The sequence below is a fragment of the Roseateles noduli genome (assembly GCF_050626985.1).
Lineage (GTDB): Bacteria > Pseudomonadota > Gammaproteobacteria > Burkholderiales > Burkholderiaceae_C > Roseateles > Roseateles noduli_A.
The window spans coordinates 4534702-4550406 of sequence record NZ_CP192463.1; the positions used below are offsets into that span (position 1 = coordinate 4534702).

Consider the following 15705-nt stretch of genomic DNA (forward strand, 5'->3'; position numbering starts at 1 on the left):
CCGCCGGGGCCGCCGAGGCTCAGTCCCGATCGAACTTGAACACCGCCATGCTGGCCATCAGGTTCGGCAGCACGCGGACCTGGCGGCCCTCCTGCACGCCGAAGCTGTCCAGCACCCTCAGCCCGCACTTGCGCGCCAGGATCTGGAAGTCCGCGTAGGTGCCGACGCGGATGTTGGGCGTGTCGTACCACTGGTACGGCAGCACGCGCGTCACCGGCATGCGGCCCGCGAGGATCTGCAGACGGTTCGGCCAATGCGCGAAGTTGGGGAAGCTCACCACGCCCATCCGGCCGACGCGCGCGGTTTCGCGCAGCATCGCCTCGGTGTTGCGCAGGTTCTGCAGCGTCTCCAGCTGCAGCACGACGTCGAAGCTCTGGTCCTCGAAGATCGCCAGGCCCTCTTCCAGGTTGAGCTGGATCACGTTCACGCCGCGCTGCGCGCAGGCGAGCACGTTCGCATCGTCCAGCTCGACGCCGTAGCCGGTGCAGCCCTTCGTGGCCTGCAGGTGCGCCAGCAGCTCGCCGGTGCCGCAGCCCAGGTCGAGCACGCGCGAGCCGGTCGGCACCAGCGCCGCGATCATGTCCATCACCGCACGGTCACTCATGATTGGCCCCCTCGTCCGCGGCGCGCCGCGTCCAGTCCCCCGACGGGACGTGAGCTTGCTTGGGACAGCCCTGCGCTGCGCTCATACCGCCACTCCCTGCAGACGGTGGGAGACCGGCGCGGACGCGCCACCGGGCAAGGACTTCTCATGCTCCTTCGCGATGCGATCGAAGTAGGCGCGCAGCACGCCGTGGTAACGCGGATCCTCGAGCAGGAACGCATCGTGACCGTGGGGTGCGTCGATCTCCGCGTAGGACACGTCGCGCCGGTTGTCGAGCAGCGCCTTGACGATCTCGCGCGAGCGGGCCGGCGAGAAGCGCCAGTCGGTCGTGAAGCTCACCACCAGGAACTTGCACAGCGCCGTGGCAAAGGTGCGGCTCAGGTCGCCGCCGTGCTCGCGCGCGGGGTCGAAGTAGTCCAGCGCGCGGGTGATCAGCAGGTAGGTGTTGGCGTCGAAGTACTCGCTGAACTTGTCGCCCTGGTAGCGCAGGTAGCTCTCGATCTGGAACTCGATGTCCGAGGTCGAATACCCCAGCTCCGCCGAGCGCATCTGGCGCCCGAACTTCTCCTCCATCACGTCGTCGCTCAGGTAGGTGATGTGGCCGATCATGCGCGCCACGCGAAGCCCGCGGCGCGGCACCACGCCGTGCTCGTAGAAGAAGCCGTCGTGGAATTCGGGGTCGGTGATGATCGCCCGCCGGGCGACCTCGTTGAACGCGATGTTCTGCGCCGACAGGTTGGGGGCCGTCGCCACCGCGATGCAGTGGCGCAGGCGCTCCGGATACCGCAGCGACCAGTCCAGCGCCTGCATGCCGCCCAGCGATCCGCCCAGCACCGCCGCCAGCTTCTGGATGCCGAAACGGTCCAGCACGCGCGCCTGCGCGTCGACCCAGTCCTGCACCGTGACGACGGGGAAGTCCTTGCCGTAGACGCGGCCGGTCTCCGGGTTCAGGTGCATCGGGCCGGTCGAACCGAAACACGAACCCAGGTTGTTGATGCCGATGACGAAGAAGCGGTCCGTGTCCAGCGGCTTGCCGGGGCCGACGAGGTTGTCCCACCAGCCTTCGCTCTTGTCGATGTCGGCGTGCGTGCCGGCCACATGGTGGCTCGCGTTCAGCGCGTGACACACAAGGACCGCGTTGGACTTGTCCTCGTTCAGCCGGCCGTAGGTCTCGACCATCAACTCATAACCGGCGATGCGCGCGCCGCTGCGCAAGATCAGCGGCTCGTCGAACAACAGCCGCTGCGGTGTGACGTCACCGACAGATCCCATGGAACACCCCAAAAAACAAAACCCGGCGCCGCTGCTTGAAGCGGAACACCGGGTCTCGATCCGTGGATCGGGTGTCCCTCTTTAGCTGCATTTCTTGGGCGCCCGCAAGCCGGACAAATCGGCGCCATCGGCGGAAGTATAGCCACGCCTGCGCGTGGCCCTGGGCACCCCGGGCCGCCGCCCGGAGACGCCTGCGCGCGCTCCGGCCCTTCGCAGGGCCGGGCCGCTCGCGGTGCCGCTCAGGGGGCCGTGCAGAGGCAGTGCACGATCGCGCGCACCGGCGGCTTCGACCCTGCGGGGCCGGCCTCGGCCTGCTCGGCCAGCCAGGTGATGTCGACCTGCGCCTCGCGCAGCGGTGCGGGCACCGCCGGAATGCCGCCCAGCGCATGCATGACCATGCCGCGCAGCGACGGCGCCGCGGCGTCGCCCATGCTGGTCAGCAGACGTTCGACGGCGCTGCGCTCAGGCTCGACGTAACGCACCGTCGGGTCGTCACCGAGCTTGGCGCGCTTGGCGGCGCTCGCGATCGCGTCGGACAGCAGGCCGTTTCTGTCGACCAGCCCGCGCTCCAGCGCCTGCGAGCCGGTCCACACGCGGCCCTGGCCGACGGCGTCGATCTGCTGCGAGGACTTCTTGCGCGCCTGCGCCGCCTTGCCGGTGAAGTCGGCGTAGATGTGCTCGATGGACGACTGCACCACCTGCGCCATCCGCGGATCCAGCGGGCGCCGCGGGTCATAGCCGTTGGCCAGCCAGGTCGTCGTGTAGCCGCCGGTGTGGATCGACAGCTTGTCCAGCAGCTTCTCACCGGTGGGCAGCATGCCGAACACGCCGATCGAGCCGGTGATCGTCGACGCGTCGGCGATCACCTCGTCCGCCGACATCGAGATCCAGTACCCGCCCGACGCCGCCACGCCGCCCATGGACACGACGACGGGCTTGCCGACCGCGCGCGTCAGTTCCAGCTCGCGACGCACCAGCTCCGAGGCGAACGCGCTGCCGCCCGGCGAATTCACGCGCAGCACGACGGCCTTGACCTTGTCGTCCTCGCGCGCCTGGCGGATCAGCCGGGACATCGACTCGCCGCCGATCTTGCCCGGGCCGGCGCTGCCGTCGACGATCTCGCCTTCGGCCACGATCACGCCGACCTGCCCCTCGGGCTTGGGCAGCTTGGGCGGCAGTTGCGCGACGTAGGCACCCAGGTTGATCTGGCGCAGGCGCTTCTCGTCCTTGGCGCCGCGCTTCTCGAGCAGCGCCTCGACCTCGTCCTCGGTCTTCAGGCCGTCGACCAGCTTCTCGGCCAGCGTCAGCTTGGCGGGATCGCCGCCGGCCGCCTTCAGCCGTTGCGGCAGCTCGTCGATCGCGCGCTGCACCGAGCCCTTCGGCAGCTTGCGCGCCGTCTCGATCGCGGTCTGGTACCGCGCCCAGAGATCGTCGTACAGATAACTCTCGGCCTCGAGCGTCGCGGGCGACGGACCGTTGGCGAAGTAGGGCTCGACCGCGTTCTTGTAGGTGCCGACACGCAGCACGTTGGGCGTGATGCCCACGCGGTCCAGCGCGTCCTTGTAGTAGTTGCGATAGCGGCCGTAGCCCTCGATCAACACGCTGCCCATCGGGTGGATGTAGACCTCGGTGGCCTGCGCGGCCAGGTAGTAGGACCGCTGGTCGAAGGCCAGCCCGGCGGCGATCACCGGCTTCTTGCTCGCCTTGAAGCGGGTCAGCGCGGCTTCGATCTCATGCAGCGCGGCCGGCGTGGCGCCGCCGAACTGGTCCAGGTTCAGCGCGACCTGCACGATGTGGTCGTCCTTGGCCGCCGCGTCCAGCGCGCGCAGGATGTCGCGCAGCCGCGTCTGGGCGCGCGCCTCGCCCTTGATCTGCGCGATCGCCTGGTCGCGCGGCGAGCCGGAGAACTGCTCCACGACCTCGCCGCGGATGTCCAGCACGAGCGTCGTCTTGTCCTGCAGCGGCTTGCCGCCGTGCACCGCCGCCCAGATCAGGGCGATCACGATCACCCAGAACAGCAGCGTGAACACCACGCGCCGCGTGCCGTTCAGGAACCACCACACGCCACCGAAAAAGCGCCCGATCGGCGCCAACGCTCGCTTCACACCCATCCAATCCTCCCGGGATCCGTCAAAGGAATGTCAGAACGGCTCGGATGTCGAGCCGGATCGGGCCATTGTGGGCCCGTTTGAACACCTGGGCGGGAAGTCAGTGGCGCGCCCGCCCATCGGAGGGAGGCGCCGCGAACGACGGTCCGGCCTCCGGCCGGTGTCGTCCGCGACGCGTGCGCGATATCAGTGCGCGACGGCGGGTCAGGCGTTCGCTGGGGGCAGCGTGTCCTGGAAGCTCTGACGCGTCATGAGCTTGTCGAAGTGCTTCGCGAGGTTGGGGTGCGCCGCGCGCCAGTCGATCTGGGCGAAGCGGAAGTCCAGGTAGCCCAGCGCGCAGCCGAGCGCGATGTCGGCCAGCGTGAAGTGGTTGCCGGAGCACCAGTTCTTCTCGCCCAGTCCGTTGGCCATCGCCTGCAGCGAGGCCAGGACCTTGTTCATCTGACGCTCCACCCACGCTTCGCTGCGCTCGCCCGGCGCGCGGCCGGACCAGGTGTGCTCGAGACGCGCGGCGACGCAGGCGTCGATGAGGCCGTCGGCCAGCGCCTCCCAGGTGCGCACCTCGCAGCGTTCGCGGCCGCGCTCCGGGATCAGGCGGCCGACCGGCGACAGCGTGTCGACGTACTCGACGATGACGCGCGAATCGAACACCGCGCCGGTGATCGAGTCCTGCCCCTCCATGACCAGGCACGGCACCTTGCCGAGCGGATTGATCTTGAGGATGTTGTCGCTGCCCCAGACGTCTTCCAGCTCGAACTGGTAGTCGAGCTTCTTTTCCGCCATGACGACGCGGACCTTGCGGACGTAGGGGCTGGTGAGGGATCCGATGAGCTTCATGGTGTCGCGGGATTCTAACGAGTCGCCTCCGGGGACTGACTCCCGCACGCGACAGTGGCGCAGCCCTCATTTGGGTGTATTGCCGTCCCCTGCGCCGGTGACGCACACTCCCGCCCGCCCCGCCTGGATGCGGGGCCGCGGCCGAGGGGGCCGACGACGGCGCATCAGGCAAGCGGTGCGCCCATGCACACGGATCGGCTCCCCGGGAGACCGGCCACCACAACGACAGAGAGAGGGAATCATGCGAGAGCACGAGGAGGGAGCGGCGACCGGCGGTCTGACCGGATGGCCGCTGTCGGAGTACCGCAAGCGCAAGCTCGAGATCCAGTTCACCGGATCGGGCAGCGAATACTTCCGGATCTGGATCGTCAACCTGCTGTTGACCATCGTCACGGCCAGCCTGTACTGGCCGTTCGCGAAGGCGCGGCGCATCCGCTACTTCTACGCCAACACGCTGGTCGACGGCCACGCGCTGACCTTCCACGGCGATCCGTGGAAAATGTTCCGCGGCCATGTGCTGCTGCTGGTGCTGATGGGCACGTACTCGGCAGCCGGGCATTTCTCGCCGATGGCGGGACTGGTGGCCTTCGTCGTGATGGCCGCGATCTGGCCGGCGCTGTGGCGCGCGGGCATGCAGTTCCGGTTGGGCAACACCGCCTGGCGCGGCCTGCGCCTGGGCTTCACGGGGACGCTCAAGGGCGCCTATGCCCCGGCGCTGCCGATCTGGATCCTTTCGGGCGTGGTGCTGGCGGCACAGGCGGTCGGCGGCCCGGCCGGGCTGCCGGTCAACGGCAAGCCGCGCTTCGGGACCGTCGAGCTGCTGGTGCTGCTGGCCGTGCTCGGCATGGCGCTGGTGATGCCATGGATCGTCGCGGCGGCCAAGCGCTACCAGCACAACGGCTACCGCATCGCGGCACAGCAAGGCGAGTTGCGACTGGGCGCCGGCAGCGTGTACTGGCTGTGCCTCAAGGGCGCCGGCATCGGGCTGGCCGTGGTGGTCGCAGGCATGCTGGCGGCCATGGCGGTCGTGGGCGCGAGCGCCTTGAGCGGGTCGAAGGTGGTGATCATGATCTCGACCTTCGTGTCGTTCGGGCTGACCTACCTGCTGCTCTTCGCGCTGGTCGGCCCCTTCTTCACGGCGCGGTTCCAGAACCTGCTCTGGAACCGCACGACGACCGACGACCTTTCCTTCACCAGCCAGTTGCGCTTCGGCGCGCTGGCCGGCCTCACGTTGAAGAACTGGCTGCTGACGGCGGTGACCCTCGGCCTGTACCGGCCGTTCGCCGCGGTGCACACCGCGCGCATGCGCCTCGAGGCCGTGAGCCTGACGATGGATGGCGATCCCGAGACCTGGGTGGCCGGCCAGGAGAGCGCCTCGCAGGACGCCGCGGGCGAGCTCGCGGGGGACTTCTTCGGCATCGACATGGGTCTGTGATGCCGGACGCAGCGGGCGGATCGAACGGATCGGACAGATCGGACGGCGTGGAGGCCGCGGATGCCGCGCAGGCCGCAACGCTCCACGCCGACTGGTTCGACGGCCGCAGCGCCCGCGCGCGGCCGGTCCGGCTGTGGCTGGACCGCGAGCAGCTGGTCGTCCACGACCAGGCGCTGGAGGGCGTCGAACGCCGTTACCCGATCCGCGCGGTGCAATGGCCCGAGCGCACGCGCCACGGACAGCGGCAGGCGCAGCTGCCCGACGGCGGCGTACTGATGGCCAAGGACGCCGCCGACTGGGACGCCTGGGCCGACGCCTCGACGCAGGGACGCGGGCTGGGGGGCGGACTCGCGGTGCGATGGTTCTCCAGCTGGAAGCATTCGATCGTGGCGCTGGTCGTGGTCGTGGCCGTCGGCGGCGCGACCTGGCACTGGGGCGTGCCCGCCGCCGCGGACGTGATCGCGCGCCACCTGCCCGCGTCGATCGAGCAGTCGATCGGCGACGCCTCTATGGAACAGATCGACAGCCTGCTGCTGAAGCCGAGCAAGACGCCGGTACGCGATCAGCAGCAATGGCGCGAGCGCTTCGCCGCGATGGTCGCCAGCCAGCCCGGCGAATCGACGGCGTACGAACTGCACTTCCGCGACGCCGGCCAGACCTTCGGCCCGAATGCGTTCGCGCTGCCGGGCGGGCACATCGTCGTCACCGACGAACTGCTGAAGCTGCTCGGCGACGAGCCCGATGCGGTGCTCGGCGTGCTGGCGCATGAACTCGGCCATGTGCGCGAGCAGCATGGCCTGCGGCTGACAATGCGCGCGAGTCTGATGGGCGGGTTGCTGGGCTTCGCGGTGGGAGACTTCTCGAGCCTGCTCGCGGGCGCGCCGGCGGTGCTGATGCAGGCGAGCTATTCGCGCGACTTCGAACGCGCGGCCGATGCGCAGGCGAAGCGGCTGCTGATCGACAGCGGCCGGTCGCCGCGGGCGATGCTGGTGCTGTTCGAGCGCCTTGGCGAGTGGCGGTCGAAGCGGTCCGCTCAGGCCCGGGCCGAGCGTGCCTCCGAGCCCCAGGGCCTCGGACGCGACATCGGCGAACGGGCCAAGGCGGGCGCGGGCGACCTGCTGCGCATCGCGTTCAACACGCATCCGGCGGACGACGAGCGGATGCGGTTCTTCGAGCGCTGATCGAGCGCTCATCGAGCGCTGGTCGAACGCTGACCCAGCCCTGATCGAGGGCCGGCCGCGCGGCGGGCAGGGGGCACAGGCCGCGCTTCTACACTCTCCGCTCCACTTTCGCGGAGATCGTGATGACCGCCTCCCCCTCGGCTTCCAACTCGACTTCCCACTCAGCGTCCGACGTCGGCTACGTCCTCTACGGCACGCAAGGCTCCGGCTCCTCGATCGTCGAGATCGGCCTGCGCTGGTGCGGCCAGGCGTACCGCACCGTGCACGCGTCCTCATGGGAAAACGCGTCGGAGCAGGACGCGCTGCGCGCACTCAATCCGCTGATGCAGATCCCGACGCTCCACACGCCCGACGGCGACGTGCTCACGGAAAGCGGCGCCATCCTGATGCACCTCGGCCTGCGATTCCCGGACGCGACACTACTCGGCAACAGCGATCGCCAACGCGACCAGATCCTGCGCGGCCTCGTCTACATCGCCGCCAACTGCTACAGCTGCATCAGCATCATCGACTACCCGGAACGCTACTCGACCCGCACCGACAAGGACGACCGCGAGGCCATCATCGCCGGCACGAAAGCGCGGCTGCACAAGCACTGGGAAATCTTCGCGGACATGTTCCCCGGCCAGCCGTGGCTCAGCGGCGCGAAACCCGGCGCGCTCGATGCAATGGCAGTGATCGTGTCGAAATGGTCAGGGTCAAGGAAACACCTGGAGGCGAATCGGCCCGAATTCTTCGCGCTGCTCCAGCGCATCGAAGCGTTGCCTCACGTGGCCGAGGTCTGCGCAAAGCACTGGCCGGCGAAGACTTCCTGAGGCGCTCTTTCCTTCGTCGGCATGGGCGTTGGCCGCGAGGGCATGGGGCCTTGGCGTCAAGCGCCAAAACCCCACGCCCTCCCGTCCCCCATCACTGTCTCACTGCCACGGTTTTGCTACCGAGGACTTCGGGGGAGGGACAGGTCTTGTCGTCAGGCGGCGTGGAACTGCGGCAACAGCCGCACATGGGTGTAGCGGGCAGGACGCTCGATGGGCTCGAGGGTCGCGTCGATGGGCGCGAAGCCGCAACGGGTCCAGAAGGTCGCAGACGCAGCTTCTTCGCAGTTGACATGCAAGCGGCTGAAATGCCCTTGCGCGCTGGCAAGCACCGCGTTCACGAGACGCTTCGCAAGGCCGTGGCCACGCCAGTCGGGATGCACGTAGAAGCGACGCATGCGACCCGTGCTGGGTCGCCCGGGCGGCGGTTCGACGTTGAGCCCGCCCACCGCGATGACCTGACCGTTCGCGTCGAGCCAGGCCCACAGCGACTCGCCGGGCTGCTCGTAACGGTTGGCGCCGCTGCGCCATTCGTCCATCAGGCGGCGCAGCATCTGCCGCCCCTCGCTCTCGCTGGCCGCCAGCAGCGGCGCCCAGGCAAGGGGATCAATCTGATGCACACGGATCAGGCGCGGTGCGGCGCCATCGGAGGCCAGGGAAAGCATCGAACGAAGCGGTAACCAGTCGTCAACCGAGCGGGAAAGGACGGATTAAGCAGCAGGCGGAATGCCCCTCGCATCAGGGACAACCCGCCCGCCGTCGGTCCTTTCCAACGCCCGGTCGCCGTCAGTTCCAGTCGCTGAACGATCGCGGCCCGATCGCTGATCGGTCGCCGTTCGAGGCCCCTCCCGGCCGATCACGCGGCAGCGGGAAGGGCATCGTTTCAGCGCGGCGGTTCCGGCTTCTTCGCGCTGTCCGGATGCTCGATCCAGGCCTTGAGTTCCGCGGCCCGCACATGCTTGGGCGAGAGCTCGATGAAGGCCTGGTACGCGGCCTGCGCGCCCGCGTCGTCGCCCGCGCGCAGCAAGGCGTCGCCGAGGTTCAGATGCGCCAGCGCGCGGCTGCCGTCCATCTCGATCGCCTTGCGGTACCAGCGCGCGGCCTCGGCCGGCTTGTCGCGCTTGTAGTAGATGAAGCCGAGGTTGTTGGCCGCGAGCGCGAACTTCGGCTGCAGCTTGAGCGCCTCGGTGAACGCGGCTTCGGCTTCGTCGTAGCGGCGCTCCTTGTAGAGCTGCAGGCCGCGGTCGTTGGCGCGCTGCGCCGCGATGCGCGCGCTGGTCGGCGCGGGCGCGGCACTGGTGGCGATCGCCGTGTCGCTACCGTCCAGGCCCTTCAGCGTGACCTGCACCGAGGTCGCGCTGGCCGCCGGAGATCCGGGCGCGGCACCGGTCGGCGCGGAGGCCTGCGCCACCGGCTGGAGCTGCGCGTTGCGGGCGTCGTCGGCCTGCTTGGCGAGCGCGCTCGTTTTGGCGTCGAGCTGGTTGCTGTCGCCGCTGAGCGCCTGCTCCTGCGCGGACGCGAGTTCGAAGATGAACTCGCCACCCTCGCTGCCCGGCAGGCTGCCGAAGGCCGGCGTCTGGTGCGCGATGGCGGACACCGCCGGCGCCACGTAGGCCGCCAGTTCGGTCGCGGTGATGAGGCCGTCGCCGTTGAGGTCGGCCTTGCCGGACAGCGCCTGCAGCAGTGTCCAGGTGAAGACCGAATGTCCGCCCGGGCCGTCGTCGGCGACCTGCTGGTCGGCACCGCCGGCGGTCATCATCTGGCGGCCCATCCGCCGCGCGTTGTCGCGCACGAAGTTGGCGCTGCCGCCCGGCGCGCCGCCGCGCGTCAGGCCCAGGCCCGAGTAGCAGGCGTCGATGACGAAGAACGCGTGCTTGGCGGGCAGCGCCTCGCTGAGCTCCTGCAGCTGCGGCATCGCGATGGCGTCGGTCTGCAGGTCGTCGGTGCCAGCGTCGACCGGGATGATGTAGCCGACGTCGCGCCCGCTGGGCAGCTTGCGCGTGCTGCCGTGGCCGGCGAAGAAGACGAAGACGCGGTCGTCGCGCTTGAGCTTGCCGTCGCCGCCCTTGCGCGTCATGCCGTTGAGCGCGCGCAGGATGTTGGCGCGCGTCGCGTCGCCGTCGGTCAGCGTGGTGACGTTCTCGGGCCGGAAACCGAATTGCGTCTGCAGCGTCTCCTGGATGGCGCGGGCATCGCGCACCGCGTGCTGCAGTCGCGGCCAGGCCTTGTACTGGTCGATGCCGATCACGAGCGCGACGCTGTCGCGATAGAGGTTCGCGCCCGCAAGGTCCGGCACCGCCGCGTCCGCGGCGGGCGTGTCGGTCGCGACGATCTTGCCGTCCTTCCAGGCCGCGAACTTGTAGCCCTCGGCCTTGAGCTGGTCGAGCACCAGCGGCAGCGCCTCGACGGTGCGTGCATGGATGTCATGGAACAGCACGATGCCGCGCTGCTGCTTGCCGAGCTCGCCCAGCACGCGCGCGGCGATGGACTTGGGAATCGGGTCGGACCAGTCCAGCGAGTCGACGTTCCACATCATCGAGCGCAGCTTGAGCGCCTCGATCGCGCCGAGCGCCGCGTCGTTGCGCGCGCCGTAGGGAAAGCGGAACAGCGCCTGGCCGTCGCGGCCGGCGGCGTCGAGCAGCGCCTCGGTCGAGCTGGCTTCCTGGCGGACCTTGTCGAGCTCGAACTTCGACATCACGCCGTGGCTGAAGCTGTGGTTGGCGATCGGATGGCCGGCGGCGAGCACGCGCTTGGCGACCTCGCTGCCGGGGCCGGGCTTGACCTTGCCGTTGGCGTCGACGCTGCCCAGGTTGCGGCCCAGCTCGAAGAACACGGCCGGCGCCTGATAGCGCTTGAGGATCTCCAGGATCTCGTCCGTGTAGCGCGGGTGCGGGCCGTCGTCGAAGGTCAGCAGCACCGTCTTGGGCGGCAGCTGGCGGCCGAAGAACTCGCGTTCCTGCTTGCTGGGACCGCGGGTGGCAGCCGCTGCCGGCGATGTCTGCGCCGTCTGGACGGTCGGTACCGCGGTCGTCGAGACCGCGCCCTCGTCGGACCCTTCCGTGATGCTCGGACGCGCCTGCAGGTCCGGCAGGATGGTCGCGTAGTCCTTCAGGATGCGGTCGCGCGCATACAGGCCCTTGAGCTTGGCGACGTAGTCGGTCCACTTCTCGCGCTTGGGCACGATGCCGCGCTGTGCGAAGCGGCCGAATGTGTCGCGCAGCTCCTGCTCGTAGGCGTTCTCGATCTCGGCCAGCACGCTCAGGTCCTCGCCCGCGCGCTTGGCCAGCTTGAGTCCGGCGATGCTCTGCGAGGTCGAGAACTGCTGCGAGAGCTGCGTCAGGAATTCCTTGAACGCGAGCCGGTCGGCGTCGAACCACGACGGCTCCTGCTCGATGCGATCAAGCAGGTCCGACAGCGCCGCCACGCCGGCGGGGTCGGTGCTCTTCGAGGCGGTCTCGCCGAGGGCACGCATGCTGTCCTGCATGTCGTGGAAGAGCAGCATGCCGACGGCGCGCACCGCGTCGCGTTCAGCGGTCTTGAGCGCGGACTCGCCGTCCATCAGCACGATCATCTGGCGGTAGCGCGCCAGCACCTCGTCGCTCTGCTTGAGCAGCGTCGCGCTGATGGCCGGATTGGCCGAGGCAGCCTCCACCGGCGCCAGCGGCCGGGGCGCATCGCCGCCGGGCTTGCAGCCGCTCATCAGGGTCATCGTGACGGCGGATGCCGCGGCCATGACGGCCGCTTGGGCGGTCATCCAGACGGCGCCCTTGCGTTGACTTCTCTCTTGCATGCCTTCCCTCGAACCTTCCCTCGATATCCCCGCGCCGGACCTGCCGGACACCGTCCCTCGGCCGGTGGCTGCGCGGAGCGGGGGCCATTGTGACCCGCTCTGTAGAATCCCCGGGTTTGTCCCACCCCCTGAATGGCCGGTTCCGGCCCGCGCGCGCCATGAATCTCTCCGCCCTCACCGCCCTGTCGCCCCTGGATGGCCGCTATGCGTCGCGCATGGCCGCGCTGCGTCCGCTGCTGTCCGAATTCGGCCTGATGCACCGCCGCGTGCAGGTGGAGATCGAGTGGTTCATTGCGCTGTCGGACGCCGGCCTGGCGGAGCTGAAGCCGCTGTCGACGGCCTCGCGCGAATTCCTGCGGGCGCTGGTGGCGAACTTCTCCGAAGCCGACGCGCAGGCGATCAAGGACATCGAGAAGACGACCAACCACGACGTCAAGGCGGTCGAGTACTGGATCAAGCAGCAGTTCGCCGGCAAGGCGGAACTGGAAGGCGCGGGCGAGTTCGTGCACTTCGCCTGCACCAGCGAGGACATCAACAACACCAGCCACGGCCTGATGCTGAAGGCCGCGCGCGACCAGGTCATCCTGCCGGCGCTGGACCGCGTCATCGAGAAGATGACCGCGATGGCCCAGGCCCACGCCGCCGCGCCGATGCTGAGCCGCACGCACGGCCAGACCGCCAGCCCGACCACCGTCGGCAAGGAGATCGCGAACGTCGTGGCGCGCCTGCGCCGCGCCCGCACCGTGATCGCCGAGGTGAAGCTGCTGGCCAAGATGAACGGCGCCGTGGGCAACTACAACGCGCACCTGTCGGCCTATCCGGAGAAGGACTGGGAGGCGTTCAGCCAGTCGGTGATCGAAAAGCAGCTGGGCCTGACCTTCAACCCGTACACGATCCAGATCGAGCCGCACGACTACATGGCCGAGCTGTTCGACGCCGTGACGCGTGCCAACACCATCCTGGTGGACTGGTCGCGCGACGTGTGGGGCTATGTGTCGTTGGGCTACTTCAAGCAGAAGACGAAGGCCGGCGAGATCGGCTCGTCGACGATGCCGCACAAGGTCAACCCGATCGACTTCGAGAACGCCGAGGGCAACTTCGGCCTGGCCAGCGCGGTGCTGACGCACCTGAGCCAGAAGCTGCCGATCTCCCGCTGGCAGCGCGACCTGACGGACTCGACGGTGCTGCGCAACATGGGCGTGGCGCTGGGTTACGCGCTGCTGGGCTACGACTCGCTGACCAAGGGCCTCGACAAGCTGGAACTCAACCAGGCCGCGCTGGACGCGGACCTGGACAGCTCGTGGGAAGTGCTGGCCGAACCGATCCAGACGGTGATGCGCCGCTACGCGCTGCCCAATCCGTATGAGCGCCTGAAGGAACTGACGCGCGGCAAGGCGATCACGCGTGAATCGATCCAGGCTTTCATCCAGGGCCTGGAACTGCCGGAAGCCGAGAAGCAGCGCCTGCTGGCGATGACGCCGGGGAACTACACCGGCACGGCGGAAGCGCTGGCGAAGCGGATCTGATCGATCCGGACCGTTCGACCCGGTCGATCGCCGTTGAGCGGTCGCCGTGGAGCGATCGACGTCGGGGGATCGGCATTCGATCGGCGTCGGGCGATCAGCGTTGAGCGATCGGCAGGATCGCAAGAATGGGGCAGTGCAAACAGGCACTGCCCCTTTTTGCTATCAGGCGTCCCGATCGACCATCGGCGGCTGACGCCAGCGACGTCCGACGAGCACCACGCAGCCGATGACCCAGCTCGCGGCGATGACCTCGAGCACCACGGCCACCACGGGTTCAGTCGCGACGCCCGCCATCGCCAGGAAGGCCTCCGCGCCGATCGCCGCGACCAAGACCCCCAGCGCGGCGACACCTGCCCGCGAGCGCCGGGGGCGCGTGCCGCCGGCGGCTGCCGCCAGGAACACCAGCGTCACCCGGAAGACGACGACGCCCCACAGGAACGCCGCCAGGATCGCCAGGAAGATCCCGGCGTACGACCAGGCCGCACAGCATCCCGGCAGCGCGAGCACGAGCCGGGCGCCCGCGCCCGCGGCGATCACGCGCGCCACGGCGCGGGGCAGGCACCCCGGCCGCGGCCGCGCGGGGACGTCCGTGTTCACCGCGTGATGTTGCATGCCTTGGAGTACTCCGCGGCCAGGCCGCCGCCGATGGCCCAGCCGCCCAGCACGGTGATGAAGCTGCCGCCGATGCCGCCCACGGTGGAGCCGATGCCGCTCCACGCGAGGATGGTGTTGGCGCAGGCCGTGGCGTCGGCCGTGGCGCGCCCTTCGGGCGTGCCGGCCCACGAATCGCCGCCGTGCACGGTGTCGATCTCCGCGTCGGTCAGCTCGCGGAACTCCAGGTCGCGCGATTCACAAGAGGATTTCAATGCGTTCATGTCGATGTTCTCGAAAGGAAGTCGGATCCACGAAGTCGGATTCGATGAATCACACCGTCGGGTGACGGCGCGGATGCATTCCATCGAGAACGAGGCGCGGCGCCCATGACCCGCGTGTGCGTCGTCGACATCGGGCGCGGACCGCCAGCACAACACGCGCGTGTCCGATGGCAATGAAAAAAGGGCAGTGCATTTCTGCACTGCCCTTGCACCTGCCGGGGAATCGGGGGTCGGGTGTCGCTCGGAGCAGCCCCGTCAGGCGCCGGTGCCGGGGGGAATCAGCACCGGTCAACCGTGTCCGGTCGTCTTAGAACTGATAGGCCAGGCCCATGCTCAGACGATCGTCCTTCTTGTCGAAGCCGTTGGCTTGCGGCATGTTGTTGAAGCGCGTGGCTTCGGCGCGCAGCGAGACGTTCTTGGTCAGCGCGTAGTCGACGCCGACACCCAGCTTCAGGCCGGTCTTGTCCTTGTCGCCCAGGCCGTTGCTGAAGTCACGCTCGGCATACGCCACGCCGACCTTGCCGTAGACGCCGAAGCCCTTGCCCAGCGGGGCGCGGGCGATGCCGTCCAGCGAGTACACCTTGTTCTTCGCCGTCACGCCGCCGAAGTCGACCTTGCCCAGGTCGGTGTAGCCCACTTCAGCCGCGAAGTTCTCGTTGAACTTGTAGCCGCCGAAGATGCTGTAGCTGTCCGAGGTGCGCTTCTGCGCGTTGCCGTCCACACGCTGGGTGGTCTTGCCGACGTCGCCGCCGATGTAATACGGGGTCACCGGATCAGCGTGCGCGACGCCCACGCCCAAGGTCAGCGCGACTGCCGCGGCAGCCAGCAGACCGGCCTTCTTGCCGTTGATCGAGGTGCGGGTGTTGTTGTTGCTGTTCATTTGGAACTCCTTCAGAGCTGTTGACCGATCTGTCGTCCGGGGTTGCCTTGGACATCCGCCAGGCTCGTTCGACATGGAGCTCATTCTGGGAATTCGGCCTCGCCGCGTCTGTGGCGCGAGTTGAGCGCTTGTGTGACGGTCGATGACAGCCGGGCACGCAGCGCTTGACGAAGCTTCACGCGGGGCGGTCCGCGCACTGCGACGGTCGCTGGCCCTCACCCCTTCCCTCTCCCGCTTGCGGGAGAGGGGGAAAGAGGACCGAGCCTGTGGACTCCGTCTCCCGCTTGCGGGAGAGGGGGGAAGAGGACCGAGCCTGGTGGACTCCCTCTCCCGCTTGCGGGAGAGGGTGGGGGTGAGGGCCAGCGGCGGTGGCAGTGCCTGGGTC

The 15705-nt window shown here is 68.8% G+C and carries 13 protein-coding genes; 4 read left to right on the forward strand and 9 right to left on the reverse strand.

Going from position 1 to position 15705, the window contains the following annotated elements; genetic code table 11:
- Positions 1-19: 19 nt before the first annotated feature.
- The 4 genes from metW to ACQ4L4_RS19715 all read right to left on the reverse strand — a co-directional run bounded on the left by metW (position 20) and on the right by ACQ4L4_RS19715 (position 4821).
- Positions 20-604: a methionine biosynthesis protein MetW gene (metW, locus tag ACQ4L4_RS19700; RefSeq protein WP_431100579.1), complete on the reverse strand. Its 585-nt coding sequence runs from the start codon at positions 602-604 to the stop codon at positions 20-22.
- An 81-nt stretch (positions 605-685) separates the two neighbouring features.
- On the reverse strand, positions 686-1876 hold the full coding sequence (metX, locus tag ACQ4L4_RS19705; protein ID WP_431100580.1) for a homoserine O-succinyltransferase MetX: 1191 nt from the start codon (positions 1874-1876) through the stop codon (positions 686-688).
- A 239-nt stretch (positions 1877-2115) separates the two neighbouring features.
- Positions 2116-3987 carry a signal peptide peptidase SppA gene (gene sppA, locus ACQ4L4_RS19710; RefSeq protein ID WP_431100581.1) on the reverse strand — a complete coding sequence of 624 codons (1872 nt, stop codon included), beginning with the start codon at positions 3985-3987 and terminating at the stop codon, positions 2116-2118.
- Between the two features lie 201 nt (positions 3988-4188).
- On the reverse strand, positions 4189-4821 hold the full coding sequence (locus ACQ4L4_RS19715) for a glutathione S-transferase family protein (RefSeq protein ID WP_431100582.1): 633 nt from the start codon (positions 4819-4821) through the stop codon (positions 4189-4191).
- A 241-nt stretch (positions 4822-5062) separates the two neighbouring features.
- Here ACQ4L4_RS19715 and ACQ4L4_RS19720 point away from each other — a divergent pair, with 241 nt between their 5' ends.
- The 3 genes from ACQ4L4_RS19720 to ACQ4L4_RS19730 all read left to right on the forward strand — a co-directional run bounded on the left by ACQ4L4_RS19720 (position 5063) and on the right by ACQ4L4_RS19730 (position 8252).
- Positions 5063-6256 (forward strand): YjgN family protein, encoded by a 1194-nt coding sequence (locus ACQ4L4_RS19720; protein WP_431100583.1) that lies wholly within the window; start codon positions 5063-5065, stop codon positions 6254-6256.
- A complete protein-coding gene (locus ACQ4L4_RS19725; RefSeq protein ID WP_431100584.1) occupies positions 6256-7437 on the forward strand; it encodes a M48 family metallopeptidase in 1182 nt (393 codons plus the stop codon). The genes ACQ4L4_RS19720 and ACQ4L4_RS19725 overlap by 1 nt, the downstream gene beginning before the upstream one ends.
- Before the next feature lie 122 nt (positions 7438-7559).
- Positions 7560-8252: a glutathione S-transferase family protein gene (locus ACQ4L4_RS19730; RefSeq protein WP_431100585.1), complete on the forward strand. Its 693-nt coding sequence runs from the start codon at positions 7560-7562 to the stop codon at positions 8250-8252.
- 152 nt (positions 8253-8404) lie between these two features.
- Here ACQ4L4_RS19730 and ACQ4L4_RS19735 read toward each other — a convergent pair whose 3' ends face one another.
- Both ACQ4L4_RS19735 and ACQ4L4_RS19740 read right to left on the reverse strand, forming a co-directional pair.
- Positions 8405-8914, reverse strand: coding sequence for a GNAT family N-acetyltransferase (locus ACQ4L4_RS19735; RefSeq protein ID WP_431100586.1), 510 nt, complete (start codon positions 8912-8914; stop codon positions 8405-8407).
- A 218-nt stretch (positions 8915-9132) separates the two neighbouring features.
- Positions 9133-12039 (reverse strand): polysaccharide deacetylase family protein, encoded by a 2907-nt coding sequence (locus ACQ4L4_RS19740; protein WP_431100587.1) that lies wholly within the window; start codon positions 12037-12039, stop codon positions 9133-9135.
- 158 nt (positions 12040-12197) lie between these two features.
- On the opposite strand from ACQ4L4_RS19740, the gene purB reads away from it, so the two are divergent.
- The gene (gene purB / locus ACQ4L4_RS19745; protein WP_297526031.1) at positions 12198-13565 is read left to right on the forward strand and encodes an adenylosuccinate lyase; all 1368 of its coding nucleotides are present in this window, start codon (positions 12198-12200) and stop codon (positions 13563-13565) included.
- Positions 13566-13727: 162 nt separating this feature from the next.
- On the opposite strand, the gene ACQ4L4_RS19750 is transcribed toward purB, so the two are convergent.
- The 3 genes from ACQ4L4_RS19750 to ACQ4L4_RS19760 form a co-directional block, all read right to left on the reverse strand.
- Positions 13728-14177, reverse strand: coding sequence for a hypothetical protein (locus tag ACQ4L4_RS19750; protein ID WP_431100588.1), 450 nt, complete (start codon positions 14175-14177; stop codon positions 13728-13730).
- A complete protein-coding gene (locus tag ACQ4L4_RS19755) occupies positions 14159-14440 on the reverse strand; it encodes a hypothetical protein (RefSeq protein ID WP_431100589.1) in 282 nt (93 codons plus the stop codon). The genes ACQ4L4_RS19750 and ACQ4L4_RS19755 overlap by 19 nt, the downstream gene beginning before the upstream one ends.
- Positions 14441-14747: 307 nt before the next feature.
- Positions 14748-15320: an outer membrane beta-barrel protein gene (locus ACQ4L4_RS19760; protein ID WP_431100590.1), complete on the reverse strand. Its 573-nt coding sequence runs from the start codon at positions 15318-15320 to the stop codon at positions 14748-14750.
- Positions 15321-15705 lie beyond the last annotated feature (385 nt).

Bases quoted from the DNA above. Each gene is read 5' to 3' on its own strand.
- metW (WP_431100579.1), bottom strand. From the start codon at position 604: ATGAGTGACCGTGCGGTGATGGACATGATCGCGGCGCTGGTGCCGACC.
- metX (WP_431100580.1), bottom strand. From the start codon at position 1,876: ATGGGATCTGTCGGTGACGTCACACCGCAGCGGCTGTTGTTCGACGAG.
- sppA (WP_431100581.1), bottom strand. From the start codon at position 3,987: ATGGGTGTGAAGCGAGCGTTGGCGCCGATCGGGCGCTTTTTCGGTGGC.
- ACQ4L4_RS19715 (WP_431100582.1), bottom strand. From the start codon at position 4,821: ATGAAGCTCATCGGATCCCTCACCAGCCCCTACGTCCGCAAGGTCCGC.
- ACQ4L4_RS19720 (WP_431100583.1), top strand. From the start codon at position 5,063: ATGCGAGAGCACGAGGAGGGAGCGGCGACCGGCGGTCTGACCGGATGG.
- ACQ4L4_RS19725 (WP_431100584.1), top strand. From the start codon at position 6,256: ATGCCGGACGCAGCGGGCGGATCGAACGGATCGGACAGATCGGACGGC.
- ACQ4L4_RS19730 (WP_431100585.1), top strand. From the start codon at position 7,560: ATGACCGCCTCCCCCTCGGCTTCCAACTCGACTTCCCACTCAGCGTCC.
- ACQ4L4_RS19735 (WP_431100586.1), bottom strand. From the start codon at position 8,914: ATGCTTTCCCTGGCCTCCGATGGCGCCGCACCGCGCCTGATCCGTGTG.
- ACQ4L4_RS19740 (WP_431100587.1), bottom strand. From the start codon at position 12,039: ATGCAAGAGAGAAGTCAACGCAAGGGCGCCGTCTGGATGACCGCCCAA.
- purB (WP_297526031.1), top strand. From the start codon at position 12,198: ATGAATCTCTCCGCCCTCACCGCCCTGTCGCCCCTGGATGGCCGCTAT.
- ACQ4L4_RS19750 (WP_431100588.1), bottom strand. From the start codon at position 14,177: ATGCAACATCACGCGGTGAACACGGACGTCCCCGCGCGGCCGCGGCCG.
- ACQ4L4_RS19755 (WP_431100589.1), bottom strand. From the start codon at position 14,440: ATGAACGCATTGAAATCCTCTTGTGAATCGCGCGACCTGGAGTTCCGC.
- ACQ4L4_RS19760 (WP_431100590.1), bottom strand. From the start codon at position 15,320: ATGAACAGCAACAACAACACCCGCACCTCGATCAACGGCAAGAAGGCC.